Annotated in this window: 27 protein-coding genes and 1 riboswitch; of the genes, 20 read left to right on the top strand and 7 right to left on the bottom strand. The window is 35.9% G+C overall.

Annotation, left to right across the window (positions count from 1 at the left end; all coding sequences use genetic code 11):
* Positions 1-82 precede the first annotated feature (82 nt).
* The 7 genes from ABH960_RS11745 to ABH960_RS11715 all read left to right on the top strand — a co-directional run bounded on the left by ABH960_RS11745 (position 83) and on the right by ABH960_RS11715 (position 4,887).
* Entirely contained in the window at positions 83-496 is a 414-nt protein-coding gene (locus tag ABH960_RS11745) for a BrxA/BrxB family bacilliredoxin (protein WP_002015097.1), read from the top strand.
* A gap of 250 nt (positions 497-746) precedes the next feature.
* A complete protein-coding gene (locus ABH960_RS11740) occupies positions 747-1,526 on the top strand; it encodes a transporter substrate-binding domain-containing protein (RefSeq protein WP_002192550.1) in 780 nt (259 codons plus the stop codon).
* Positions 1,527-1,562: 36 nt separating this feature from the next.
* Positions 1,563-2,222, top strand: a complete 660-nt coding sequence (locus tag ABH960_RS11735) for an amino acid ABC transporter permease (RefSeq protein ID WP_404445277.1) — start codon at positions 1,563-1,565, stop codon at positions 2,220-2,222.
* Complete coding sequence (locus ABH960_RS11730) at positions 2,215-2,937, top strand: amino acid ABC transporter ATP-binding protein (protein WP_404445274.1); 723 nt, start codon at positions 2,215-2,217, stop codon at positions 2,935-2,937. Before ABH960_RS11735 ends, ABH960_RS11730 begins: the two co-directional genes overlap by 8 nt.
* Positions 2,938-3,037: 100 nt before the next feature.
* Positions 3,038-4,006 (top strand): aromatic acid exporter family protein, encoded by a 969-nt coding sequence (locus ABH960_RS11725; RefSeq protein WP_002033971.1) that lies wholly within the window; start codon positions 3,038-3,040, stop codon positions 4,004-4,006.
* 16 nt (positions 4,007-4,022) lie between these two features.
* The gene (locus ABH960_RS11720; RefSeq protein ID WP_002067076.1) at positions 4,023-4,583 is read left to right on the top strand and encodes a L,D-transpeptidase; all 561 of its coding nucleotides are present in this window, start codon (positions 4,023-4,025) and stop codon (positions 4,581-4,583) included.
* A gap of 64 nt (positions 4,584-4,647) precedes the next feature.
* The gene (locus tag ABH960_RS11715; protein WP_002088543.1) at positions 4,648-4,887 is read left to right on the top strand and encodes a DUF3894 domain-containing protein; all 240 of its coding nucleotides are present in this window, start codon (positions 4,648-4,650) and stop codon (positions 4,885-4,887) included.
* Positions 4,888-4,977: 90 nt separating this feature from the next.
* On the opposite strand, the gene prli42 is transcribed toward ABH960_RS11715, so the two are convergent.
* Positions 4,978-5,070 carry a stressosome-associated protein Prli42 gene (prli42, locus tag ABH960_RS11710; RefSeq protein WP_000549036.1) on the bottom strand — a complete coding sequence of 31 codons (93 nt, stop codon included), beginning with the start codon at positions 5,068-5,070 and terminating at the stop codon, positions 4,978-4,980.
* Positions 5,071-5,258: 188 nt separating this feature from the next.
* On the opposite strand from prli42, the gene ABH960_RS11705 reads away from it, so the two are divergent.
* Positions 5,259-5,804, top strand: a complete 546-nt coding sequence (locus ABH960_RS11705) for a GNAT family N-acetyltransferase (protein WP_002015105.1) — start codon at positions 5,259-5,261, stop codon at positions 5,802-5,804.
* A gap of 127 nt (positions 5,805-5,931) precedes the next feature.
* Positions 5,932-7,050, top strand: coding sequence for a tripeptidase T (locus ABH960_RS11700; RefSeq protein ID WP_404445267.1), 1,119 nt, complete (start codon positions 5,932-5,934; stop codon positions 7,048-7,050).
* A gap of 52 nt (positions 7,051-7,102) precedes the next feature.
* Here ABH960_RS11700 and ABH960_RS11695 read toward each other — a convergent pair whose 3' ends face one another.
* Positions 7,103-7,309, bottom strand: coding sequence for a hypothetical protein (locus ABH960_RS11695; RefSeq protein ID WP_000809197.1), 207 nt, complete (start codon positions 7,307-7,309; stop codon positions 7,103-7,105).
* Positions 7,310-7,451: 142 nt separating this feature from the next.
* On the opposite strand from ABH960_RS11695, the gene ABH960_RS11690 reads away from it, so the two are divergent.
* On the top strand, positions 7,452-8,690 hold the full coding sequence (locus tag ABH960_RS11690; protein WP_404445263.1) for a DNA polymerase IV: 1,239 nt from the start codon (positions 7,452-7,454) through the stop codon (positions 8,688-8,690).
* 174 nt (positions 8,691-8,864) lie between these two features.
* Here the strand turns inward: ABH960_RS11690 and ABH960_RS11685 are convergent, their stop codons facing one another.
* The 3 genes from ABH960_RS11685 to ABH960_RS11675 all read right to left on the bottom strand — a co-directional run bounded on the left by ABH960_RS11685 (position 8,865) and on the right by ABH960_RS11675 (position 13,295).
* Positions 8,865-9,566 (bottom strand): MgtC/SapB family protein, encoded by a 702-nt coding sequence (locus ABH960_RS11685; RefSeq protein ID WP_016096135.1) that lies wholly within the window; start codon positions 9,564-9,566, stop codon positions 8,865-8,867.
* A gap of 76 nt (positions 9,567-9,642) precedes the next feature.
* On the bottom strand, positions 9,643-12,348 hold the full coding sequence (gene mgtA, locus ABH960_RS11680; protein ID WP_404445260.1) for a magnesium-translocating P-type ATPase: 2,706 nt from the start codon (positions 12,346-12,348) through the stop codon (positions 9,643-9,645).
* Positions 12,349-12,679: 331 nt separating this feature from the next.
* Positions 12,680-12,847: riboswitch (M-box (ykoK) riboswitch) on the bottom strand.
* A 196-nt stretch (positions 12,848-13,043) separates the two neighbouring features.
* Positions 13,044-13,295 carry a DUF3932 family protein gene (locus tag ABH960_RS11675; protein WP_000665712.1) on the bottom strand — a complete coding sequence of 84 codons (252 nt, stop codon included), beginning with the start codon at positions 13,293-13,295 and terminating at the stop codon, positions 13,044-13,046.
* 189 nt (positions 13,296-13,484) lie between these two features.
* Between ABH960_RS11675 and rnz the strand changes: the two genes are divergently transcribed.
* The 4 genes from rnz to sdaAA all read left to right on the top strand — a co-directional run bounded on the left by rnz (position 13,485) and on the right by sdaAA (position 16,710).
* The gene (gene rnz, locus ABH960_RS11670; RefSeq protein ID WP_002014952.1) at positions 13,485-14,408 is read left to right on the top strand and encodes a ribonuclease Z; all 924 of its coding nucleotides are present in this window, start codon (positions 13,485-13,487) and stop codon (positions 14,406-14,408) included.
* 553 nt (positions 14,409-14,961) lie between these two features.
* Complete coding sequence (locus tag ABH960_RS11665; protein WP_158080567.1) at positions 14,962-15,108, top strand: hypothetical protein; 147 nt, start codon at positions 14,962-14,964, stop codon at positions 15,106-15,108.
* Between the two features lie 45 nt (positions 15,109-15,153).
* Entirely contained in the window at positions 15,154-15,813 is a 660-nt protein-coding gene (sdaAB, locus tag ABH960_RS11660; protein WP_002088527.1) for an L-serine ammonia-lyase, iron-sulfur-dependent subunit beta, read from the top strand.
* Positions 15,814-15,831: 18 nt separating this feature from the next.
* The gene (sdaAA, locus tag ABH960_RS11655) at positions 15,832-16,710 is read left to right on the top strand and encodes an L-serine ammonia-lyase, iron-sulfur-dependent, subunit alpha (RefSeq protein WP_002033842.1); all 879 of its coding nucleotides are present in this window, start codon (positions 15,832-15,834) and stop codon (positions 16,708-16,710) included.
* Positions 16,711-16,767: 57 nt separating this feature from the next.
* Here sdaAA and proI read toward each other — a convergent pair whose 3' ends face one another.
* Positions 16,768-17,607, bottom strand: coding sequence for a pyrroline-5-carboxylate reductase ProI (gene proI / locus ABH960_RS11650; RefSeq protein ID WP_002066991.1), 840 nt, complete (start codon positions 17,605-17,607; stop codon positions 16,768-16,770).
* A gap of 166 nt (positions 17,608-17,773) precedes the next feature.
* Here proI and ABH960_RS11645 point away from each other — a divergent pair, with 166 nt between their 5' ends.
* On the top strand, positions 17,774-18,727 hold the full coding sequence (locus ABH960_RS11645) for an MBL fold metallo-hydrolase (RefSeq protein WP_002014957.1): 954 nt from the start codon (positions 17,774-17,776) through the stop codon (positions 18,725-18,727).
* A 9-nt stretch (positions 18,728-18,736) separates the two neighbouring features.
* Positions 18,737-19,531 carry an SDR family oxidoreductase gene (locus ABH960_RS11640; RefSeq protein WP_002129013.1) on the top strand — a complete coding sequence of 265 codons (795 nt, stop codon included), beginning with the start codon at positions 18,737-18,739 and terminating at the stop codon, positions 19,529-19,531.
* A 29-nt stretch (positions 19,532-19,560) separates the two neighbouring features.
* Here ABH960_RS11640 and ABH960_RS11635 read toward each other — a convergent pair whose 3' ends face one another.
* Complete coding sequence (locus ABH960_RS11635; protein WP_242307720.1) at positions 19,561-19,746, bottom strand: YqzH family protein; 186 nt, start codon at positions 19,744-19,746, stop codon at positions 19,561-19,563.
* A gap of 224 nt (positions 19,747-19,970) precedes the next feature.
* Between ABH960_RS11635 and argC the strand changes: the two genes are divergently transcribed.
* The 4 genes from argC to ABH960_RS11615 are packed head-to-tail and all read left to right on the top strand — an operon-like array spanning position 19,971 to position 24,178.
* Positions 19,971-21,008: an N-acetyl-gamma-glutamyl-phosphate reductase gene (gene argC, locus ABH960_RS11630; protein ID WP_003191291.1), complete on the top strand. Its 1,038-nt coding sequence runs from the start codon at positions 19,971-19,973 to the stop codon at positions 21,006-21,008.
* A gap of 10 nt (positions 21,009-21,018) precedes the next feature.
* Positions 21,019-22,242 (top strand): bifunctional glutamate N-acetyltransferase/amino-acid acetyltransferase ArgJ, encoded by a 1,224-nt coding sequence (gene argJ / locus ABH960_RS11625; protein WP_404445251.1) that lies wholly within the window; start codon positions 21,019-21,021, stop codon positions 22,240-22,242.
* Positions 22,243-22,253: 11 nt separating this feature from the next.
* On the top strand, positions 22,254-23,021 hold the full coding sequence (argB, locus tag ABH960_RS11620; protein ID WP_404445248.1) for an acetylglutamate kinase: 768 nt from the start codon (positions 22,254-22,256) through the stop codon (positions 23,019-23,021).
* Positions 23,018-24,178: an acetylornithine transaminase gene (locus ABH960_RS11615; protein WP_002129009.1), complete on the top strand. Its 1,161-nt coding sequence runs from the start codon at positions 23,018-23,020 to the stop codon at positions 24,176-24,178. The genes argB and ABH960_RS11615 overlap by 4 nt, the downstream gene beginning before the upstream one ends.
* The last annotated feature ends 9 nt before the right edge of the window (positions 24,179-24,187 follow it).

The raw sequence follows: 24,187 nt of genomic DNA, 5'->3' as shown, positions 1-24,187 counted from the left end.
TTGTATTCTCTAAACATTAACTGGTAAGATACAAATAGGTAGAATTAGAGGAGGGAAAAGATTGATTAACTTTAACTTTTTTATGAATGATGTTGTCCGTCAAGCGCGTGAAGAGATTGTCTCTGCGGGATATACAGAATTGACGACACCAGAAGCAGTCGAAGAAGCATTTAAAAGAAATGGTACAACACTTGTAATGGTAAACTCTGTATGTGGTTGTGCAGGTGGCATTGCTCGTCCTGCTGCTGCACATTCCGTACATTATGATAAACGCCCTAACCACCTTGTAACGGTATTTGCGGGTCAAGATAAAGAAGCAACAGCAAGAGCTCGTGAATATTTTGAAGGATATCCACCTTCATCTCCATCATTTGCGTTATTGAAAGATGGAAAAATTGTAACGATGGTAGAACGTCATGAAATTGAAGGTCATGAACCAATGCAAGTAATTGCAAAACTACAATCTTATTTCGAAGATAATTGCGAAGAACTATAGGGAAGAGAAAAAGGCGGTATGTCCACGATCAAGTGGGTGTACCGCCTTTTTTATTTAGTTTTTAAAATAATTAAACATGCAGGAAATTGTTATTTTATGCATGTTTTTATGCATTGACAACAGCTTTAATGCTGTTTTTCTATTTATTTTTATTTTAAATATTGCATAAAAATGAAAGTGCTGATACAATACAAACATCGAATAAATATTCTATTAAACTTTTAAATATACATTATTAGGGGGAAGAAAGATGAAGAAGTTATTATCAATATCATTTGCACTTATTTTAATTGTAAGTATGTTCAGTGCTTGTAGTAATGGGGAAGAAAAGGCTACTGGAAAAAATAAAAAAGTACTCGTTATGGGGACTTCAGCAGACTATAAACCGTATGAATACGTGGAAGCTTCAAAAAGTGATGAAATTATCGGCTTTGATGTTGATATTGCCAAATATATCGGAAAAGAACTTGGATACGAAGTGAAAGTGAAAGACATGGATTTCGGCGGATTATTAGCATCTCTTAATTCAGGAAAAGTTGATTTCGTTATGGCGGGTATGACGCCAACTGCAGAGCGTAAAAATAATGCTGATTTCACAGATATTTATTTTGTTGCAAAAAATATGATCGTTTCAAAAAAGGGCTCTAATATTAAATCGTTAGAAGATTTAAAAGGGAAAAAAGTAGGAGTACAAACAGGATCAATTCAAGAAGAAAAGGCAAAAGAATTTCAGAAACAAGTCGATTTCAAAGCTGAGGGACGTGACCGTATACCAGAAATCGTACAAGAAATTAAAGCTGGTCGTTTTGACGCTGCAATTATAGAAGACACAGTTGCAAAAAATTATTTAGAAAAAATGAAAGAACTACAAGGAATTGAAATTCAAGAAGCACCAGAAGAAGTAGGTGCAGCAATTGCTCTTCCGAAAAATAGTGATAAAACAGAAGAATTTAATAAAGTAATTAAGAAAATGCAAGAAAATGGAGAAATGGATAAATTAGTGAAGAAATGGTTTGGCAGCGGAAAATAAGCTGCCTTTCACTTTTCTGTGAGGGGAATGAAAAGGATGAATCTAGATTTTTCGGCAATTACGCCTTCAATACCATATATATTAAAGGGATTAGAAGTTACATTGAAAATTGTAGCTGCATCAGCTGTGGTAGGATTTATTTTAGGAACGTTATTAGCACTTTGCAAAATTGCTAGAATACGAGTATTAAATATTGCAGCAGATATATATACTTCAATATTTCGTGGTACACCACTAGTATTACAATTAATGATTATTTATTTCGGTGTTCCGCAAATGATTGGATATGAGATACCAGCCTTTTTAGCAGCTGTACTTGCATTTAGTTTAAATTCAGGTGCATATATGTCAGAAGTAATTCGTGCCGGCATTCAAGCGGTTGATAAAGGACAAACAGAAGCAGCTATGGCTTTAGGGATTCCTTACGGGAAAATGATGAAAAATATTATTTTTCCTCAAGCTTTAAAAAATATATTACCAGCACTTGTAAATGAATTTGCGACTCTTACGAAAGAATCGGCTGTAGTAACTGTAATTGGAGCCACAGATTTAATGCGCCGTGCTTATATTGTAGGTGGTGAAACATTTAAATATCTTGAACCATTACTGTTTGTTGGACTTATTTATTATATGTTAGTCATTATTCTTACATTAGTCGGGAAAGCCATTGAAGGGAGAATGAAGAAAAGTGATTAAAGTTGAAAACCTTCATAAATCATTTGGGAAAAATGAAGTATTAAAAGGAATTACAACAACGATTGAGAAAGGAGAGGTTGTTGCAATTATTGGACCGTCTGGATCTGGAAAGTCAACGTTTTTACGTTGTATGAATGTATTAGAAGCGCCGACAGATGGTCACATTTGGATTGGAACGGAAGAAGTAACGAATCCGAAAACAAATATTATGCACGTTCGTGAAAATGTCGGAATGGTATTTCAACATTTTCACTTATTCCCTCATATGACTGTATTAGAAAATATTACGTATGCTCCTATCAATGTAAAAGAAGTAACGAAGCAAGAAGCTGAAAAAAAAGCTGAGAAACTTCTAGAAAAAGTGGGGTTATTAGATAAGAAAGATGCATATCCAAATCGTCTTTCAGGAGGACAAAAGCAGCGTGTAGCAATTGCAAGAGCGTTAGCGATGGAACCGGAAGTTATGTTATTTGATGAACCGACCTCTGCGCTAGATCCAGAAATGGTGAAAGAAGTGTTAGAAGTTATGAAATCATTAGTTACGACAGGAATGACGATGGCAATCGTTACACATGAAATGGGATTTGCAAAAGAAGTAGCAGACCGTGTTCTCTTTTTAGATGGTGGAAAGCTCGTAGAAGATAGTAATCCGGAAGAGTTTTTTACAGCACCCAAAAGTGACCGTGCAAAAGAATTTTTGCAAAAGATATTGTAATATGTGAAGGGTACGTGAATAATAGGTAGAAAAGGATGACATTGCGTCATCCTTTTTTTATACTATTTTTAAATACATTTATACATATAGGAGTAATGATATGTTTAAAATTGGATATAGAACAGTGAAAACAGCGCTTGGAACGGGAGCGGCAGTTTTTATTGCTCAGTTATTAGGATTAGAATTTTATAGTTCAGCTGGTATTTTAGTCATTTTATGTGTGCAAAATACGAAACGAAAATCCGTTCAAGTATCGTTGCACCGTTTTTTAGCTTGTGTATTATCGATGGTATTTGCGTTTTGTATTTTTGAAACGATTGGTTATACACCACTTGCGATTAGCGTATTACTGCTTACCTTTATTCCAACTGCAGTTATGTGCAAAATTCAAGAAGGGATTGTCACGAGTTCGGTTATCGTTATGCATCTGTATTCATTAAAGCAAATTACATGGTCTATAGTTGGTAATGAAATTGCTATATTAACGATTGGAATTAGTGTCGCTTTATTAGTAAACATGTACATGCCAAGCAGTGAGAATAAACTGAAAGAGTATCAAGGAAAAATAGAAGAGCATTTCAGAACGATTTTGTTTGAAATGGTCGTTTATTTACGGAATCGAGATAGTAATTGGAGTGGGGCCGAATTAATTGAAACAGAAATGATGCTGAAAGAAGCGAAAGATTTATCATTTAAAAAACTTGAGAATGAATTTATGCGTGAAGATGACTATTATTATCGGTATTTTGATATGCGTATGCAACAATTTGAAATTTTGGAGCGCATGATACCATTAGCTGCATCACTATCTTGGACGTATGAACAAGCTGATATGATTGCAGACGTAATTGAAAATATAGGGAATTCTATTCGACCTGAAAGTACAGGGGTCATTTCGTTAAGACAACTTCAAGAAATGCGAGAAGTATTTAGAGAAATGCCTTTACCAGTCTCGCGAGAAGAATTTGAAATACGTGCAAAACTTGTTCAACTTGTTTATGAGATGGAGCAATATTTACTCATTAAAAGTCGTTTTAAGGGAAAGGATAATATAAAAGAACTTATTTAGAAGGTAGGAACTATATATGCCGTATCTTCTTTCTTTAGTATTATGTCTTTCTCTATCACCGATCTGGCCTCTTGGTGATAACCCACGTGCTGGAGATCCTTTTATAATTGTAAATAAAGCAACGAATAAACTAGCTTACATCGATGATGGGAAGATCCAAAAGGTTTTTCCAGTAGCGACAGGGAAAACAAATGAATTAACCCCAGAAGGAACCTTTGACATTGTATTGAAGGCGAAGGATCCCTATTATATTGCGAAGGATATTCCTGGGGGCTCTCCAAAAAATCCACTTGGATCGAGGTGGATGGGATTTAATGCAAGAGGAACGGATGGAAGTAAGTATGGGATACACGGGACAAACCAGCCTAGTTCAATTGGAAAATATATTTCGCAAGGATGTATAAGAATGAAGAAACATGATGTGGAATATTTGTTTGATCGTATTCCAATTGGAACAAAAGTATCGATTGTGAAATCGAAAAAAACATTTCAGCAATTGGCGAAGGAAAAAGGGGCCATAGTATTTGGAAAAGTCAACGAAACGGTTGGCTTTTTCTTTTATTATAAGTTGTCTTGACATGTGTACATAACCATGCGTTAATGAGAATATATAAAGATAATTGAGTAAAGGGGTTGCTCATATGTATTTAAATCCAAAAATTTCTTACATGCAGTTTTGTGTTGGTTTTCTATTTGTTATTACATTCATATTGGCAACTTTTAATATATGTTCTTACGTTGTAGCGATTGTATTTATGGCATTACTCAATCTTACTTTTGTTATTGGGGCATTTCAGCAGAAACAATATACAAGTTTTGTAATAGCACTTGTAATGGCCTTTTCCTTTAGCATTGTAGCAATTGTAATATATATAAAATAAAATGTTCATTACAAGATAGACTATCTCGATTTCGAGATGGTCTATTTTGTATGTGTAAGCAGTAAAAAAAGGACGAGTGAATCGTCCTTTTTACCAAAACATACTTGCGCCAGTAAGTAATGTTGTTACAAGCATAGAAATTAACATTATATAAACCATAATTTTTTGAGCTTTTTTATGCATCGTTAAACCTCCTTGCAAATCAGTACAATTTCATTGTAACGAGAAATGAAATTGTGGACAAGGGGAGAGAAAGGACAAAATTCGGGAAGGGGGTGCAAAATATTACAGGAAATTTGAGCATACGTAGAGAATATGTTAAAAGATAGATTATTAATTTTTTGTTATGCAAGCTGAAGAATGGAGATACAATGATGAAAATATACGAGACAGATCGTTTACATTTAAGAGAAATTGATGAGTCGTATGCGGAAAAAGTTCTTCAATATTACGACAAAAATCGTGAATTTTTAAAAGCGTGGGAAGAGTATAGACCGGAGGGTTTTTTCACGTTAGATTATCAAAAGAAAAAGTTACAAAAGGATAGAAAAGAGTTCGCGGAAGGCAAGATTATCAGGCTTTGGATTTTTAAAAAGGGTGATGATACAAAAATTATTGGATGTATTTCATTTAATCTAATTGTTCGCGGAATTTATCAATCTTGTGTACTCGGTTATAAATTAGATAAGGAAGAATTGAATAAAGGTTACACAACAGAAGCGCTTAGAAAAGCAATTCAAGTTACCTTTGAAGAATTTCATTTACATCGTATAGAAGCACCAATTATGCCACGAAATTTAGCATCTATACAAGTAGTGACGAAGATAGGATTTCAATATGAAGGTGTATCTCGAAAAATGCTAATGGTAAATGGCATCTGGGAAGATCATATGCGCTGGGTATTGTTAAACGAGTAATAGAAGGCAGATGGGTATCTAGATGTGTTAACCATCTGTTTTTTGTCTTGTATTTCGAAACTTTTGCGAAATTCTGTTATAATTAATGTTGTTACATACATAATGGTAGTGCAGGAGGCGCAGTCTTATGATTAATCAAGAACGTTTAGTAAATGAATTTATGGAGTTAGTACAAGTAGATTCTGAAACGAAATTTGAAGCAGAAATTTGCAAAGTGTTAACAGAGAAATTTACTGCTTTAGGTGTGGAAGTATTTGAGGATGACACGATGGGTGTGACTGGTCATGGTGCAGGTAACTTAATTTGTACTTTACCAGCAACAAAAGACGGTGTTGATACAATTTATTTCACTTCTCATATGGATACAGTAGTTCCTGGTAATGGAATTAAGCCTTCTATTAAAGATGGGTATATCGTATCAGATGGTACTACAATTTTAGGAGCCGATGACAAAGCTGGATTAGCATCTATGTTTGAAGCGATTCGTGTCTTAAAAGAGAAAAACATTCCTCATGGTAAAATTGAATTTATTATTACAGTTGGAGAAGAATCTGGTCTTATTGGCGCAAAAGCGTTAGACCGCGAGCGCATTACAGCAAAATATGGTTATGCATTAGATAGTGATGGAAAAGTTGGTGAAATTGTAGTTGCAGCGCCAACACAAGCGAAAGTGAATGCGATTATTCGCGGGAAAACAGCTCATGCTGGCGTAGCACCAGAAAAAGGTGTATCTGCAATTACTATCGCAGCAAAAGCAATCGCAAAGATGCCACTTGGTCGTATCGATTCTGAAACAACTGCAAATATTGGACGTTTTGAAGGTGGTACACAAACAAATATCGTTTGCGATCATGTTCAAATCTTTGCAGAAGCTCGTTCTTTAATAAATGAGAAAATGGAAGCACAAGTTGCAAAAATGAAAGAAGCATTTGAAACAACTGCAAAAGAAATGGGTGGTCATGCAGACGTTGAAGTAAACGTTATGTATCCAGGATTTAAGTTTGCTGCTGGCGATCACGTTGTAGAAGTTGCGAAACGTGCAGCTGAAAACATTGGTCGTACGCCTTCTCTTCACCAAAGTGGTGGCGGAAGTGATGCGAACGTAATCGCAGGAAATGGTATCCCAACAGTTAACTTAGCAGTTGGTTATGAAGAAATTCATACAACAAATGAAAAAATTCCTGTTGAAGAATTAGCGAAAACAGCAGAATTAGTTGTAGCTATTATCGAAGAAGTAGCGAAGTAAGTAATAAAGTCAAAAAGACGCGTGAACCAATTATGGTTTACACGTCTTTTTTTTATTTTGATTCAATTGCTTTCACAAGGCGGATAAGCCAATATAAGAAGACCCATGGAAGTACATAAGTTGTTGTAAAACGTATGAAATGAGAGAAGATTCCTAAAGCGTAAATGTTAATGTTAAAAAGGGGAAGTAACAAATAATTAATCGCAAGGATTACTATAATAATAATAAATACATAATTGAGTTTATTATGTTGTTTCATAACGATTCATCTCCTTTACAATAATATCCATTTGTTACGTACAGTATAACAAAAAATAGATAGAGAAAAGCCAATAATTATTATAAAGTGTAAAGAAATTTGATATAATGAAGGAACAAATGTTCTTTGAGGGGTGAGTAGTATGCGAGAAATGTATCCGAAAAATGGTCGTGTCATTTTACATGTAGATATGAATTGCTTTTTCGCATCTGTTGAAATTGCTCATGACCCATCATTACAAGGAAAGCCATTAGCGATTGCGGGGAATGAAAAAGAGAGAAAAGGGATTATCATAACATGTAGTTATGAGGCGAGAGAATATGGAATACGTACGACGATGCCTCTATGGGAAGCGAAGCGATTATGCCCGCAAATAGTTGTGAGGCACCCTAATTTTACATTATATCGAGAAGCTTCATTTCAAATGTTTCAAATTCTTTCCCGTTTTACAGAAAAAATACAACCGTTTTCTATAGATGAAGGGTATTTAGATATTACAGATTGCTATGCGCTCGGTTCGCCTCTTGAAATAGCGAAGATGATTCAACAAGCGTTACTAACAGAGTTACAGCTTCCATGTAGCATTGGGATTGCCCCAAACCTTTTCCTAGCAAAGACTGCTTCAGATATGAAAAAACCTCTTGGAATTACAGTACTTCGAAAGCGTGATATCCCAGAAATTATTTGGCCACGATCAGTTGCAGAGATGCATGGAATCGGAGAGAAAACAGCTGAAAAACTAAAAGACATTCATATACATACAATTGAACAGTTAGCAAAAGGAGACGAGCATATCATTCGCGCTAAAATTGGAAAGCACGGTGTTGATTTACAAAAACGTGCAAAAGGTATGGATGACAGGGAAGTTGATCCGAATCAAATGGGACAACATAAAAGCGTTGGAAATTCGATGACTTTCTCAAAGGATATGGACGAAGAAAAAGAATTACTTGATATGTTAGAAAGATTATCGAAATCAGTAAGCAAAAGGCTACAAAAACGAACTCTCGTTAGTTATAACATTCAAATTATGATTAAATACCATGATCGTCGCACGGTAACACGGAGTAAACAATTGAAAAATGCAATATGGGAAGAACGGGTTATTTTCCAATCAGCATCACGTTTATGGAAGCAACACTGGGATGGTGATTCTGTTCGTCTGTTAGGTGTTACAGCTACTGAATTAGAGTGGAAGACAGAATCAGTGAAACAGTTAGATTTGTTTTCATTCGAAGAAGATGCGAAAGAAGAGCCGTTACTTGCTGTTATTGATCAAATTAATGAAAAGTATGGAACACCTCTTTTACAGAGAGGTAGTCAATTATTGCGTAAGCAAGAAAAGTCTTTTCAGCAAAAATTAGAAAATAAGTTTATGTAGAAGGTTTTAGAGATTTAAACCCTTCTTTTTTAGCCCCATACTAAGTTGAAACAAAAAGATTGAATGAGTATGGATTACTTTTAGTTATTCCTAGCAGTTGCTAATAACTTGAAAATAAAACAGAAGGTGTCATGAATATTAAACCTTCTGTTTTATTCATGACACCTTTATGATTTAACTTGCTTCTAAGTCTAGTGTTGTCTTCCACCCCGCGGCAGTAACACCAGATTCTAAAAGCATTCTACTTACTATTTTTTCAATTAAGACAGCTGCATTTGTATTGCAATGTAATGTAGCTTGTATACATACTTTTTGGTTAGAATCAACGTCTTCACTGTACAATTCTTTTAAACCGATACCTTCAGAACTTACCATGTGCATGAGAAGAAAACGAATATGTGCTTCATTTTCTTCTGAACAAGTAAGAGAAAGTAAGTAGTTTGTTTGCTCGGGTAAATCTTCTTTTGATTTATTATTCATAAATAGAGCGATTGGGCGTAGTAGTATATTTGCTAGTAAGACGCCGGCTGCACCTAGCATAGCTGCAACGAGGAAGCCAGCACCTGTAAGAGTACCAACAGCAGCTGCACACCATAAAGTTGCCGCTGTATTTAACCCTCTAATACTAAAACCGTCACGAATAATAACACCGCCTCCTAAAAAGCCAATACCACTAACAACTTGAGCGGCGATGCGTGATGGACTAGCATCATGATCAAGCATGACGGATAATAAAACAAATATACAGGCGCCAAGTGATACGAGAGCATTTGTCCGCAAACCAGCCATTCGATGTCTCCATTGTCTTTCCATTCCGATGCAAGCTCCTACAATAATTGCTATAAATAACCTTAATACGATGTCATACCATATCATCATGGTCACCTCCATACATATAAGTACATGTTATATTTTTTGAGAATGAGTGAGAAATACCCACTCATTCTCATTTTTACAACCAGCTATGGAATTTTTTAATATAAAGCTTTTTCAGGAATTGTGTTAAGAAAGCATAACCTAATAATATTCCTATGAGCCACGGGAAATAGCTTAGTGGTAATGCTTGTAAACCAATTGCTGCACCAAGTGGTGAGAATGGAATGTAAATTCCGATTGCCATAATACAAGCGGTTAATACAAGAACTGGTATTGATGCTGTACTTTGAATGAACGGAATTTTCTGTGTTCTGATCATATGGACAATTAATGTTTGAGTTAGTAACCCGACGACAAACCAACCAGATTGGAATAGTGATTGTTCTCCAGGTGTATTTGCACCGAATACATTCCACATGACAACGAATGTGATAATATCGAATATAGAGCTAATTGGACCGATGCAAATAATGAAGTTACGCAAGTTTGCAGTATCCCATTTTCTAGGATTCTCTAGAAATTCCTTATCCATTTTATCCCATGGAATTGAAAGCTGTGAAATATCATAAAGTAAGTTTTGAATTAAGAGATGAATTGCAAGCATCGGTAAAAATGGAATGAAAGCACTTGCTATTAATACACTAAATACATTTCCGAAGTTAGAGCTCGCCGTCATTTTGATATATTTTAAAATATTGCCGAACGTAGTACGTCCCTCTAAAATACCTGCTTCTAATATAGTTAAACTTTTTTCGAGTAAAATAATATCAGAAGATTCTTTTGCGATATCGGTAGCGGTATCAACAGATATTCCAACGTCAGCTTCACGTAATGCCACGGCATCGTTAATGCCATCGCCCATGTAACCTACAGTATGACCATTACCTTGTAATACGTGAATAATACGAGATTTTTGCATTGGATTTAGTTTTGCGAACACTGTTGTTTCTTCTGCCAGTTTTGCTAATGCTTTATCTGGTAAAGAATCGATTTCGTAACCGAGGACAGGCTCTCCTATATTTAATCCAACGTCTTTACAAACCTTTCTTGTAACAATTTCGTTATCACCAGTTAAGATTTTCACTTGTACGCCGTGTTTTTGCAATGCTTGAATTGCAGAAGCAGCAGATGGTTTTGGTGGATCTAAAAAGCCGATATATCCAGTAAGGATCATAGCGGATTCATCTTGTACTGCATAAGCTTTATGATAAGGTTTGTTATCTTTCTTGTATGCTACAGCGATGACACGCATTCCTTCACTATTTAAAGTTTCGCTAAGATGTTTTACATTTGCTCTCATTTCTTCAGTGAGAGGGACAATTTGCCCATCAACTTCAGTGTAATTACAGATTGATAAAATTTCTTCTACGGCACCTTTACAAACCATTGTATGTTCACCTGAAATATCTTTCACGATGACAGACATACGACGACGAGCAAAATCGAATGGAATTTCATCTAGCTTTTGAAAAGCTGATGGATCAAATTTATGGTTCTCCTCTGTATGTTCAATAACAGCTTTATCTATTAAATTTTTCAATCCAGTTTGATAGAAGCTATTTAAATAGGCAAAGTGTAATACACGATCGCATTCATTTCCGTTAGGATCTAAATGACGAACTAGGACAACTTTATCTTCTGTTAAAGTTCCAGTTTTATCTGTGCAAAGAATGTTCATAGCACCTAAGTTTTGAATTGAGTTGAGCTGTTTTACAATTACTTTTTGTTTAGACATGTTCACGGCGCCTTTAGCTAAATTAGCAGTTACAATCATTGGCAGCATTTCAGGTGTAAGGCCAACTGCAACAGCAATAGCAAAGAAAAAAGCTTCTTGCCAATCTCCTTTTGTGAATCCATTAATGAGAAGGACAATGGGTGCCATAATAAGCATGAATGTGATTAAGAGCCAACTTACTTTGTTTACGCCTTTATCAAAGTTTGTTTCTGCACGTTTTCCGATAACCTTTTTTGCTAAAGAGCCGAAATACGTATCCGTACTAGTTGAAACAACAACAGCTTTTGCGCTACCGCTAACAATATTTGTACCCATAAAGCAAAGGTTTTCCATATCGAGCGGATTGTAATTTTTTTTCATATTTTTCGGTAATATATGTTTATTTTCCGTATGGTAGCAGTTTTCGTATTTTTCTACAGGAAGTGCTTCCCCGGTTAAAGAAGACTGATTAACAAATAAATCTTTTGCGGATAAAATACGCACATCAGCTGGCACGATATCACCAGCTGAAAGTGAAATAATATCGCCAGGTACAAGTTCTTCAATTGGAATTTCTGTTGTGTAATTTCGATTTAAATTTGTTACGTTTTTTGTTTCGTGTACAAATCCATCTATTCTAAAGACACTCGCAGTTGTTCGAACCATAGCCTTTAACTTATCCGCCGCTTTCTGAGAGCGGAATTCTTGTAAAAAGCGAATCGTTGCACTTAGCAGTACCATTACAGATACGACAATTGTTCCTTGTATATCATCTGTGAAAAAAGAGAGTGCTCCAAGAGCTAACAAAACAAAAATAAATGGATTTTTAAATGCCAGCAGAAATTGAATGTACCACGGCAATGTTTTATTATGAGCGATTTCGTTCGGACCATATAAAGAAAGTCTACGAGACGCTTCTTGTTTAGAGAGTCCATTTTGTGTTGTTTCTAAGAGTTTTAACGCAGAGTTTACATCCTGTGTTGCAACTTCCACTAATAATTCGTTATTTGCTTTCATGCTATCTTGATCGTAAGCATGCTTCGTTTCTTGTTTTTGTAAATTTAACATTGGTAGTTCCTCCTTTTCATGAAGGAGGAAACAATCTGTTACTCGACTATTTTAAACAGGGAGGAACAGCTTCTTTCCTACCTACATGATGAAATATAAATGTAAAACATATGGGTATCTGGGCCGAATCATCATTTGACACTGTTCCTCACCTCCATACAATTTAATAGTTTCTGAATATGCTATGTTTGTTTCATAGTAGGGTGCATAAAGATATAAAAAAGACCTTTACTCAAAACGAGTAAAGGTCTGAATTCATAGTCAAAAAGAGTCAACAACAAAGACTGTTAGTAAACATAGATAAAAACAGTTTTTGTGTATGACAAAACATACGCACCTCTCCCTCGTTGAGTTTTAGCACTGTATAGCATAGGTACTGAAACCAGCTACGTTAAGAAAGGCCTTCATTCCGACCTTTCCTGTTGACCCATTGGCGTCTCTCGACATTTTTGGGCAGCAGCGTTTCTCTATACAGGAGCCTCACCTAACAGAGACCATATTCAATTACACGTTGAATATTAGCACTGTAAAATCGTAGTGTCAATATCTTTTTAATCTGTTTTTTTGAAAAATCAAATAGATTTATGATGGCTATATAGTAGGAAATAAGCGGAGTTTTTTGAAATAAGGCGGGAAAATAAATACTTTAATGAACATAAATAAAAAGCACTGATTACAGTGCTTTTTATTATAGATTATGAGATTGTAGGATTTTCAAAAATAACAATTTCTGAGTTACTTGTTGTTGAAACGCGTTGTGCGTAATATGTTAAAGCTGAAGAAATATATGTTGGTAACGTCTCATTTGTATGTGATGTTGTATATTCATGGATTAATTCTTTTAAAGTCGTCCATTCTAATTGTGCTGGGTGATCAGAAACGAAAGAACTTACCCAGCGATCAAATGAAGATGAAAAATCAGTTTGTAAACGAAATACTTCTTTCATAATAAAACGCTCCCTTAAAATGTAGTACAATCATTTTACCACAAAATACGAACGATAGCTAAATTTTTTAAGTATAATGTTCGTGTTATATAGTTGTCTAGATGATTGGTTATACAAATTCAATTTGCCATTTGAAATAACATTCCGTAAGATGAAAGATAGATTATATAAAGAGCTGGAGGAAAGAAAGTGGAATTTGTATTTTTAGGGACTGGTGCAGGTGTTCCTTCAAAAGGAAGGAATGTTTCAGCAATTGCTTTGCAGTTGTTAGAAGAACGAGGACAGACTTGGTTATTTGACTGTGGCGAGGCGACGCAACATCAAATACTACATACGTCTGTACGTCCACGCCGCATTGAAAAAATATTTATTACGCATTTACATGGCGATCATATTTTTGGATTGCCGGGTTTATTGGGTAGCCGTTCGTTTCAAGGTGGAACAACAAAATTAACAGTGTACGGACCAAAAGGAATTAAACAATTTATTGAAGTGGCATTATTAGTAAGTACGACACATGTTAAATATCCACTTGAAATCGTTGAGATTACGGAAGAGGGTATTGTGTTTGAGGATAATGAATTTTGTGTAGAAACAAAAAGGTTATCACATGGAATTGAATGCTTCGGATATCGAATTGTAGAGAAAGATATACAGGGAGCTCTTTTAGTGGATAAGTTACTGGGAATGGGTGTGAAACCTGGTCCAGTTTTTAAACGCTTAAAAGATGGTGAAGTAGTTGAATTAGAGAATGGCACAGTGTTAGATGGAAAAGATTTTATTGGCCCGCCTCAAAAAGGAAGAGTTATTACAATTTTAGGCGATACACGATATTGCGAAGCGAGTAGAGAGCTTGCGCAAGATGCTGACGTACTTGTTCATGAAGCGACTTTTGCGGCAGAAGATGAACAACAAGCGTATGATTATTTTCATTCCACATCTAAGCAAGCTGCGAGTATTGCACTTCAGGCAAATGCAAAACGCTTAATATTGACTCATATTAGTTCTCGTTATCAAGGAGATACATATAAGGAATTATTGAAAGAGGCAAGAGAGCTATTTTCTAATACAGAAATAGCTACGGATTTAAAATCATTTCCAGTAGAAAGATAATAATGTTGTGAAAAAATGGTGACGATAGGTTGCCATTTTTTTTATTTCTAAAAAAAATTAAAAATAAAACTGTTATCATTTTATTTTTATATAGGATGACACAGAAATTTTTAATGATGTGAAGATATAGGATAAAAATACATAATACCGATTATTTAGAAAAACTGTTATATAAGTCAGACGACATACGAGTGGTACAAGTAGCGAAAATGGATTTTTATTCAGAACTTTTAAAATTCATTAAAAGTAAGCGTTTTATTAAAAACAAGCTATAATGAGGGCAGATTATAATTTATTGTAGGCTACATGCGTTTTAGCCATTTGTCATAACAAGTGAAGTTGACTAAATCGTGAGAGAGCAACATGGAAATTATAATAGGAAGGATATTACTATTATTTGTACTAAGTCTTTTTTTCCTTTTTAGCTTTAAAATATCAAAAGGTATGAAAGCAATGGGAGTTTCACTTGTTTATGCTATGCTTGTAAGGGGTTCTGTGTTAAACTTTGGATTGCTACCAGACTTTATTGTGGACTATCTTATATTATTTTTAAATGCAGGTAATGCTAAGTTTCTTATTTATTATTATAACTGGTATTATTTCAGGATATATTGCTTCACTGTTATTCAAAAACTATCCAATTCTTACAGCGGAACAAATTCGTGGTACGACTGGAACAGCAACCGATTCGGTAGCTTAATAGAATAGTAAATAATTTTTTCATAGAGGTTTAGGGGGAGTTATGATGAAGTATCGCTCAGTGTTTGATATTATTGGTCCGGTTATGATTGGTCCATCAAGTTCACATACAGCAGGCGCGGCAAGAATGGGGCAAGTTGCTCGGCAGCTGTTTCGTCATGAACCAGAGAGAGTTAGCATTTCATTATATGGTTCATTTGCAAAAACATACCGTGGTCACGGTACGGATGTAGCGCTAATCGGTGGAATACTAGGATTTGAAACAGATGATTTACGTATTCCAAGTGCGTTAGATATTGCAAAAGAACGCGGGATTGAAGTGGAATTCATTGAAGAAGATGCAAATGCTCCGCATCCAAATACAGCGAAAATTCGTCTGTATAAAGGTGAAGAGGAAATTGAAGTTGTTGCTTGCTCAATTGGTGGCGGTAAAATTGAAGTTGTAGAATTAAACGGATTCGATCTTCAATTAACAGGCACGAGTCCAGCACTACTTATTGTAAATAACGATCGCTTTGGTGCTATCGCAGCTGTAGCTTCAATCCTTGCTAAGCATGAGATTAACATAAGTACAATGAGTGTTTCTCGTAAAGAAAAAGGAAGAAGAGCGCTTATGGTCATTGAAACAGATGAATTATTAGCAGATGAAGTAATTGCGGAAATAAATGGGCAACAAAATATTTGTCAAGTAACTATTATGGATTAATTGCAGGGGGGACACACCATGTTTCGGAACGCAGCGGAACTAGTGGCGCAAGCTAAAGAGCAAAATGTAAAAATCGCAGAAATTATGATTCAATGTGAAATGCAAACAAGAAATATCTCACGTGAAGAAGTAATTGCTGGAATGGAAAAGAACTTAGTCGTGATGGAACAAGCAGTAGAACGCGGTATTCGTGGTGTAAAATCACCGACTGGTTTAACTGGCGGGGATGCTGTGAAAGTCCAAGCGTATATGCAGAGTGGAAAAGGCTTATCTGGAGATACGATTTTGGACGCAGTGAGTAAAGCTGTTGCGACAAATGAAGTAAATGCGGCGATGGGAATTATTTGTGCAACACCAACAGCAGGATCTGCTGGAACAGTGCCAGGTGTACTGTTTGCACTGCAAGAAAAATTACAGCCGACACGCGAAGAAATGATTGAATTTTTATTTACAGCAGGAGCTTTCGGTATGGTTGTTGCGAATAATGCTTGTATTTCTGGCGCGGCAGGAGGTTGCCAAGCTGAAGTAGGTTCAGCAAGTGGAATGGCAGCTGCAGCAGCAGTTGAGATGGCTGGTGGAACACAAGATCAAGCAGCTACAGCGATGGCGATTTCATTAAAGAATATGCTTGGTTTAGTATGTGATCCTGTTGCAGGGCTTGTAGAAGTACCTTGTGTAAAACGTAATGCAGCAGGAGCTGCGAATGCCATGATTTCAGCTGATTTATCATTAGCTGGTGTAACTAGTACAATTCCATGTGATGAAGTTATTGAGGCGATGTTTAGAATTGGACAAACGATGCCAGTAGCACTTCGTGAAACAGCAGAAGGTGGCCTTGCAGCAACACCGACAGGTCGTCGTTTGCAAGAAGAGATTTTTGGTAAGAGTAATAACTAAAAGCATATCATATGATTAAAGTAAAAACGGAGCTCAAATAAAGTTGAGCTCCGTTTTTTATTTTTCTTTTGCTATTTCTTCTAATGTTTTTCCAAGATCGTGTGATCGTTTCGTTGCTTGTGTAATACATGAGATTAATGCTTGTTGAAAATTATGCTCCTTTAATACTTCAATACCTGCTTCAGTTGTTCCGCCAGGAGAAGTAATTTCTTTTCGCAAAATAGAAGGGTGTTTTTCGCTTGCTTTTAGCATTTCAGCAGAACCAATCATCGTCTGAAGAATAAGAGATTTTGCAACATCTTCTTTTAAACCAATTTTTTTTGCTGCCTCTTCCAGTGCCTCTACCACGTAATAAATATAAGCTGGTCCACTTCCAGATAATGCAGTGATAGCATGCATATCTTCTTCTTCTACAACAGAGACGAGACCAATCGTTTCAAATAAAGATGTTGCAGTGCGAATATGTTCCTCCGTTGTGTGTTCTGAAGGTGAGATAGCGGTAGCGGATTTTAAAATGGCTGCAGATGTATTTGGCATTGCACGAATAATCGGAACGTCTTTTTGAAGTAGGTTTCTAATTGAATGAGTAGAAACACCTGCTAATAACGAAATAATAAGCAAGTCATTATTTATGTATTCTTTAAGAGGAATAACCGCTTCTGCGACATCTTTTGGCTTCATAGCTAGAAAAAGAATATTTGCATCAGCAAGTAATTCCTTTTTATTATGTGTACCTTTGACACCGTATTTTTTATGTAACTCCTGTAATCTTGTCTCGTTAGAACGATTACTTACAGTGACGTGTTCTCCCTTAACAACATTTGCGTTTAATAAGCCACCAATAATCGCTTCGGCAATAGAGCCTGCACCGAGAAAGGAAATGTTTTGCATAGACATGATGTGCCTCCTTTAAATTTGGTTAGAAATACTTATAAATGTACATACATTCGTTTTTTTATGGAAAAGACCTCTTTTTATCTGAAAATAATGACAAATTTATAGGGAAGTTGTAAACTGAAGAGGTATTCATTTTTGAACCGGAAAAAGACAGGGGGGGCTAAGCATGACGGCGATTCATCGAATGGAGATTCCTGTTCCATTTGCAGTTGAGACAGTGAATGTGTTTTTAGTTGAGGGAGAAACATTAACGTTAATTGATACAGGGACAAATACAGAAGAAGCAAAGAAAGCACTAGAAAGTCAATTAGGTGCATTAGGATATAAGATAGAAGATATTGAAACGGTAGTGATTACGCATCACCATGCGGATCATTGCGGACTTTTAAATACATTTTCTGAAAAAGTAAAGATTATCGGACATCCTTGGAATGAACCGTGGATTACACAGAATGCTGAATTTTTAAAGAGGTATCATGAATTTTTTAAAGAGACAGCCTTGCAGTTCGGCGTTCCAGCAGTATTTCTGAATGGTGAGGCGTTATTGACGACGAAGACACTTAAATATTCTTGTAATAGATCGTTAACACATACCGTGAGAGAGGGAGATCGTATAGATTCGTTACCTGGATTTACAGTGATTGAAACCCCGGGTCATGCTTCCACTCATATTTCATTATATAGAGAATCTGATGGAATATTAATTGGTGGGGATGCTCTCATTAGTCATATTTCTTCAAATCCAATATTAGAACCACCATATGAAGGGCAAACAGAAAGAGCGCATCCCTTATTGCAGTACAATCAAACGTTAAAACGTTTAAGTGAAATGAATATTTCACGGATTTTATCAGGGCATGGGGAAGATGTTCTGAATGTGAAACAACTTATTGAAACAAGATTACAAAAGCAAGAGACACGTGCTTTTAAAGTGCTTGAACTATTAAAGGAAAAGCCAATGACAGCATTTGAGGTGTGTGTAAAACTATTTCCGGTATTATATAAAGAGCAATTACCACTTACTATCTCAGAAACTGTTGGACAATTAGACTTTTTAGCATATAATCAACAGGTGATGATTGATGAATCTTCACAACAATTGATTTATTATGCAAAGTAGGTGACAGCAATGACGGGACGTTTACAAGAAAAAGTAATCGTCATTACAGGTGCTTCTAGTGGAATTGGAGAGCAAGTTGCAATGCAGGTTGCAGAGCAAGGGGCGACGCCGGTATTAATGGCTCGAACAGAAGAGAAGCTACAAGCATTAGCAGACAAAATTAAAGTAACTTATAATACGCCTTGCTATTACTATGTATTAGATGTAAGTGAAGAAACGAAAGTACAATCTGTTTTTTCAAAGGTATTACAAGAAGTAGGACGTATTGATATATTGGTAAATAATGCTGGGTTTGGTATTTTTAAAACGTTTGAAGATGCTTCAATGGATGAAGTAAAGGATATGTTTCAAGTAAATGTATTTGGATTAGTAGCTTGTACGAAAGCGGTATTACCTAATATGGTAAAAAGGAACGAAGGACAAATTATTAATATTGCTTCATTGGCTGGAAAAATTGCAACTCCGAAGTCGAGTGCTTATGCAGCAACAAAACACGCTGTATTAGGATTTACGAATAGTTTACGTATGGAGTTATCTAACACAAATGTGTATGTAACAGCAATTAACCCAGGACCGATAGAAACGAACTTTTTTGAAATAGCCGATCAATCAGGTACATATGTGAAAAATATGGGACGTTACATGTTAAAACCAACATATGTAGCAGAACAAATCGTAAAGGCGATGCAAACGAAAAAACGTGAAGTAAACTTGCCGAAGTGGATGGGAATGGGGCCAAAGCTCTACGCATTATTCCCAGGTTTATTTGAACGCGTTGCAGGCAAATCATTAAGTAAAAAATAGGAGATTTCCATATGGAAATCTCCTATTTTTTATTTTCCAGTCACATAATCGTAAACGATATCCTCAACAGCCTCGTATACATCAATTTCAGTATTTGAATGAATTATCATTTGAATATGTTTAATTAGCATTGCCTGATCCTCTTTTGAAACAGGATTACATTGATATTGCCGAAAACTTTTTATAATCATTTTCTCAATTAATTTTTTATTCATGTTTTTCCCCGCCTATATGTATACATGTATTGTTTTATTGTACTTGAAGTGAAATGAAAATACTACTATGCACTATTTTTGCATAAAAATCCACTTGTATATATTGTTTTTATAGCAAAGTTAATATTTTAAAGTTTTTAAAAATTATAAATATTTAATTGACTTTATAATTATGCAATATTATAATCAAACTTAATTTAAAGAATAGATATGAGGAGGAGCTTATGAAAGTCGCAATTATTGGAGCAACTGGATATGGAGGTATTGAGTTAATTCGGTTATTAGAGCAACATCCATATTTTTCGATAGCATCTCTCCATTCTTTTTCACAAGTCGGTGAATTTATAACAAATGTATACCCGCATTTTCGAAATGTTCTTGTCCATACGTTACAAGAAATTGATGCGGAGAAAATAGAGAAGGAAGCTGAAATTGTATTTTTAGCAACCCCAGCGGGAGTATCGGCAGAGTTAACACCAAAATTATTGGCAGTAGGTTTAAAAGTAATTGACCTATCTGGAGACTTTCGTATGATAGATCCCTCGTCATATGAATTGTGGTATAAAAGGCCAGCTGCACAGGAAGAACTTCTTAGGAAAGCAGTATATGGATTAAGTGAATGGAAAAGGCCTGAGATCCAAAATGCAAATTTAATTGCAAACCCAGGATGTTTTGCTACAGCTGCATTATTAGCGGTAGCGCCGTTAGTACGTAGCGGCATGATTGAAGAAGCTTCGATTATTATTGATGCGAAATCAGGAGTATCTGGAGCGGGCAAAACGCCAACAACAATGACTCACTTTCCTGAGTTATACGATAACTTACACATTTATAAAGTTAATCAGCATCAGCACGTTCCTGAGATTGAGCAAATGCTTGCAGAGTGGAATCGTGAAACGAGGCCAATCACGTTTAGTACACATTTAATACCGATATCACGAGGGATTATGATTACACTTTATGCGAAAGTGAAAAAGGAAATGAAAATAGAGCAACTTCAAAAGTTGTATGAAGAAACGTATGAATACTCAGCTTTCGTTCGAGTTCGCTCGCAAGGAGAATTTCCAAGTCCGAAAGAAGTAAGGGGCTCAAATTATTGTGATATTGGGATAGCTTACGATGAAAGAACAGAAAAAGTTACGGTCGTTTCTGTTATAGACAATATGATGAAAGGTGCGGCAGGGCAAGCAGTTCAAAATGCAAATTTATTAGCGGGACTAGAAGAGACAACGGGTTTACAGCATATGCCGCTTTATCCATAAGGGGGAAATTATGATTAAAGCATCGTCTATTACAAAATTAGCAAATGGTTCAATTGTTACACCAAAAGGCTTTTTGGCAATCGGTACTGCAAATGGTCTGAAAAAGGTGAAAAAGGATATGGGTGCAATCGTTTGTGAGGTGCCAGCATCATGTGCCGCTGTGTATACAACAAATCAAATACAAGCAGCGCCGTTGCAAGTAACGAAGGATAGCATAGCAGCAGAAGGGAAATTACAAGCAATTGTTGTAAATAGCGGCAATGCAAATGCTTGTACGGGGATGAAAGGATTGCAAGATGCTTATGAGATGCGAACATTAGGAGCGGAACACTTTGGAATAAAAGAAAAGTACGTCGCAGTCGCTTCAACAGGTGTAATTGGAGTACCTTTACCGATGGGTATCATTCGAAAGGGAATTGAATCTCTTGTGCCAACAAAGGAAGTAAGTGAAGCTTATTCTTTTTGTGAAGCAATTTTAACGACAGATCTTATAACGAAAGAAACTTGCTATGAGATGATAATTGATGGGAAAGCAGTGATCATTGCTGGGGTCGCAAAAGGATCAGGGATGATCAAACCGAATATGGCAACGATGCTTAGTTTTATTACAACAGACGCCAATATAGAGCATGAAGTATTGCAAACAGCATTATCACAAATTACGAATCATACGTTTAATCAAATTACGGTGGACGGAGATACTTCTACAAATGATATGGTCATCGCTATGGCAAGTGGATTATCAGAAACGAAAACGATGAATATGGAACATGAAGACTGGGAAACTTTCGTAGTTGCTTTACAAAAGGTATGTGAAGATTTAGCGAAAAAAATTGCACAAGATGGTGAAGGTGCTACGAAGTTAATAGAAGTAAACGTGTTAGGGGCTAGAACAAATGAAGAAGCAAAGAAAATTGCAAAACAAATAGTCGGTTCCAGTCTTGTGAAAACAGCGATATACGGTGAGGACCCAAATTGGGGACGAATTATTAGTAGTACTGGACAGAGTGAAGTAATTATTAACCCAAATACAATTGATATCACTCTTCAATCTATCGCCGTATTAAAAAATAGTGAGCCTCAAATGTTTTCTGAAGAGGAAATGACAAAGAAATTACAAGAACATGAAATAAAAATTGATGTGTGTTTACATTTAGGAGATGAAACGGGAGCAGCTTGGGGCTGCGACTTAAGTTATGAATATGTGAAAATAAATGCTTGTTATCGTACATAAGGAGAGAGAAGATGAGTGATTATATTGTAGTTAAATGTGGCGGTAGCATGTTGAATCGATTAAATAGTGTCTTTTTTGATTGTATAAAGAAATTGCAAAATAAGTATAAGGTTGTTATTGTCCATGGCGGTGGCCCAGAAATTGATGCCAAGTTAGAAGAATCTAATATCGAGATAGAAAAGAAAGATGGATTAAGAGTAACACCAAAAGAGGTTATGGATGTTGTTCAAATGGTGCTATGCGGAAGTACGAATAAAAAATTCGTAATGAATTTACAAAAACATGATTTACTTGCGGTGGGGCTTTCAGGATGTGACGGTAATTTACTTCAAGTTCAACCTGTTGGCGAAGCGATAGGATATGTAGGAGAAGTAAGTTATGTAGAAACAGCCCTATTGAAAGGGTTGATAGATATGAATTATATTCCTGTCATTGCCCCTATTGGGATAAATGGTAATGAGGTTTATAACATAAATGCAGATACCGCTGCAGCTGGAATAGCATATGCACTATCCGCAAAAGAACTCATTTTTATAACGGACGTAGATGGAGTATTACACGAAGGAAGATTGGTAAAGAAAACGGATGAATATGAAATTCTTACTTTTATAGAACAAGGCGTCATTACAGGTGGAATGATTCCGAAAGTACAGGCGGCACTTACATCGTTAAAAATGGGAGTGGAAAAGGCTAGTATCGTAAATGGTACAAAGGATTTTACTGAGGTTACAGGAGAGTGTGTTGGAACTACGGTAACAAAAGGAGTGAGTATCGTATGACAAACCATCTTTTTCAAACATATGGAAGAAGAGAAATTGAATTTCTAAAGGGCAATGGGGCTAAAGTTATTGATAAAAGTGGTGAGCAATATTTAGATTTCACTTCTGGTATTGGAGTATGTAACTTAGGACATTGTCATCCTACGGTTGTAAAGGCAGTAGAAAAGCAACTTAGAAATATATGGCATATATCTAACTTATTTACGAACTCCTTACAAGAAGAGGTCGCATCATTATTAACAGAAGATACAGCATTAGATCATGTGTTTTTTTGTAATAGCGGGGCGGAGGCAAATGAAGCGGCTTTAAAGCTAGCACGTAAGCATACTGGAAAATCTCTCGTAGTAACATGTGAGCAATCTTTCCACGGGAGAACATTTGGAACGATGAGTGCAACAGGGCAAGATAAAGTGAAAGAAGGATTCGGTCCATTACTTCCGTCTTTTTTACATATACCATTTAACGACATACGAGCATTAGAGGAAGTAATGAATGAAGAAGTTGCGGCGGTAATGGTAGAAGTTATTCAAGGAGAAGGAGGAGTAATATTAGCTGATCCATCCTTTTTGAAGGAAATTGAAAAACTATGTAATCAGTACAATGCTCTTTTTATTATAGATGAAGTACAAACTGGAATAGGCAGAACAGGAACACTATTCGCTTATGAGCAAATGGGAATAGTTCCTGATATCGTTACCATCGCAAAGGCGCTTGGGAATGGTATTCCAGTTGGAGCGATGATTGGCCGAAAAGAACTAGGTTCTTCTTTTACTGCCGGGTCACACGGTTCAACTTTCGGTGGGAATTATATTGCTATGACTGCAGCGAAAGAAGTATTGCAATTCATTAAGGAGCAATCGTTTTTTAAAGAGGTACAGGAAAAGGGCGAGTACGTATTAAAGAAATTGCAAGAAGAATTACGACACGTTGAATGTGTTCAAAATATTCGTGGTAAGGGACTTATGATTGGAATCGAATGCAAGCATGAGGTTGCAAATGTCATAGAACAACTAGAAAAAGCAGGACTTCTCGTATTACAAGCAGGGCCTAATGTTATAAGACTATTACCACCACTTATTGTAACGAATGAAGAGCTAGAACAGGCAATATATATGATAAAAAGAGTGGTTTGTACAAAAAATGCATCAATAATATAAGGGGGAAAT

It is taken from the genome of Bacillus sp. RC252 (genome assembly GCF_044909215.1).
Classification (GTDB): Bacteria; Bacillota; Bacilli; order Bacillales; family Bacillaceae_G; genus Bacillus_A; species Bacillus_A mycoides.
The sequence above is the reverse complement of the archived record's forward strand: the minus strand, read 5'-3'. Positions and strand labels throughout refer to the sequence as shown.

What these genes read in the sequence shown, in the direction of transcription:
- ABH960_RS11745 (WP_002015097.1), top strand. Translation starts at nt 83, where the DNA reads ATGAATGATGTTGTCCGTCAAGCGCGTGAAGAGATTGTCTCTGCGGGA.
- ABH960_RS11740 (WP_002192550.1), top strand. Translation starts at nt 747, where the DNA reads ATGAAGAAGTTATTATCAATATCATTTGCACTTATTTTAATTGTAAGT.
- ABH960_RS11735 (WP_404445277.1), top strand. Translation starts at nt 1,563, where the DNA reads ATGAATCTAGATTTTTCGGCAATTACGCCTTCAATACCATATATATTA.
- ABH960_RS11725 (WP_002033971.1), top strand. Translation starts at nt 3,038, where the DNA reads ATGTTTAAAATTGGATATAGAACAGTGAAAACAGCGCTTGGAACGGGA.
- ABH960_RS11720 (WP_002067076.1), top strand. Translation starts at nt 4,023, where the DNA reads ATGCCGTATCTTCTTTCTTTAGTATTATGTCTTTCTCTATCACCGATC.
- ABH960_RS11715 (WP_002088543.1), top strand. Translation starts at nt 4,648, where the DNA reads ATGTATTTAAATCCAAAAATTTCTTACATGCAGTTTTGTGTTGGTTTT.
- prli42 (WP_000549036.1), bottom strand. Translation starts at nt 5,070, where the DNA reads ATGCATAAAAAAGCTCAAAAAATTATGGTTTATATAATGTTAATTTCT.
- ABH960_RS11705 (WP_002015105.1), top strand. Translation starts at nt 5,259, where the DNA reads ATGATGAAAATATACGAGACAGATCGTTTACATTTAAGAGAAATTGAT.
- ABH960_RS11700 (WP_404445267.1), top strand. Translation starts at nt 5,932, where the DNA reads ATGATTAATCAAGAACGTTTAGTAAATGAATTTATGGAGTTAGTACAA.
- ABH960_RS11695 (WP_000809197.1), bottom strand. Translation starts at nt 7,309, where the DNA reads ATGAAACAACATAATAAACTCAATTATGTATTTATTATTATTATAGTA.
- ABH960_RS11690 (WP_404445263.1), top strand. Translation starts at nt 7,452, where the DNA reads ATGCGAGAAATGTATCCGAAAAATGGTCGTGTCATTTTACATGTAGAT.
- ABH960_RS11685 (WP_016096135.1), bottom strand. Translation starts at nt 9,566, where the DNA reads ATGATATGGTATGACATCGTATTAAGGTTATTTATAGCAATTATTGTA.
- mgtA (WP_404445260.1), bottom strand. Translation starts at nt 12,348, where the DNA reads ATGTTAAATTTACAAAAACAAGAAACGAAGCATGCTTACGATCAAGAT.
- ABH960_RS11675 (WP_000665712.1), bottom strand. Translation starts at nt 13,295, where the DNA reads ATGAAAGAAGTATTTCGTTTACAAACTGATTTTTCATCTTCATTTGAT.
- ABH960_RS11665 (WP_158080567.1), top strand. Translation starts at nt 14,962, where the DNA reads ATGCAGGTAATGCTAAGTTTCTTATTTATTATTATAACTGGTATTATT.
- sdaAB (WP_002088527.1), top strand. Translation starts at nt 15,154, where the DNA reads ATGAAGTATCGCTCAGTGTTTGATATTATTGGTCCGGTTATGATTGGT.
- sdaAA (WP_002033842.1), top strand. Translation starts at nt 15,832, where the DNA reads ATGTTTCGGAACGCAGCGGAACTAGTGGCGCAAGCTAAAGAGCAAAAT.
- proI (WP_002066991.1), bottom strand. Translation starts at nt 17,607, where the DNA reads ATGTCTATGCAAAACATTTCCTTTCTCGGTGCAGGCTCTATTGCCGAA.
- ABH960_RS11645 (WP_002014957.1), top strand. Translation starts at nt 17,774, where the DNA reads ATGACGGCGATTCATCGAATGGAGATTCCTGTTCCATTTGCAGTTGAG.
- ABH960_RS11640 (WP_002129013.1), top strand. Translation starts at nt 18,737, where the DNA reads ATGACGGGACGTTTACAAGAAAAAGTAATCGTCATTACAGGTGCTTCT.
- ABH960_RS11635 (WP_242307720.1), bottom strand. Translation starts at nt 19,746, where the DNA reads ATGAATAAAAAATTAATTGAGAAAATGATTATAAAAAGTTTTCGGCAA.
- argC (WP_003191291.1), top strand. Translation starts at nt 19,971, where the DNA reads ATGAAAGTCGCAATTATTGGAGCAACTGGATATGGAGGTATTGAGTTA.
- argJ (WP_404445251.1), top strand. Translation starts at nt 21,019, where the DNA reads ATGATTAAAGCATCGTCTATTACAAAATTAGCAAATGGTTCAATTGTT.
- argB (WP_404445248.1), top strand. Translation starts at nt 22,254, where the DNA reads ATGAGTGATTATATTGTAGTTAAATGTGGCGGTAGCATGTTGAATCGA.
- ABH960_RS11615 (WP_002129009.1), top strand. Translation starts at nt 23,018, where the DNA reads ATGACAAACCATCTTTTTCAAACATATGGAAGAAGAGAAATTGAATTT.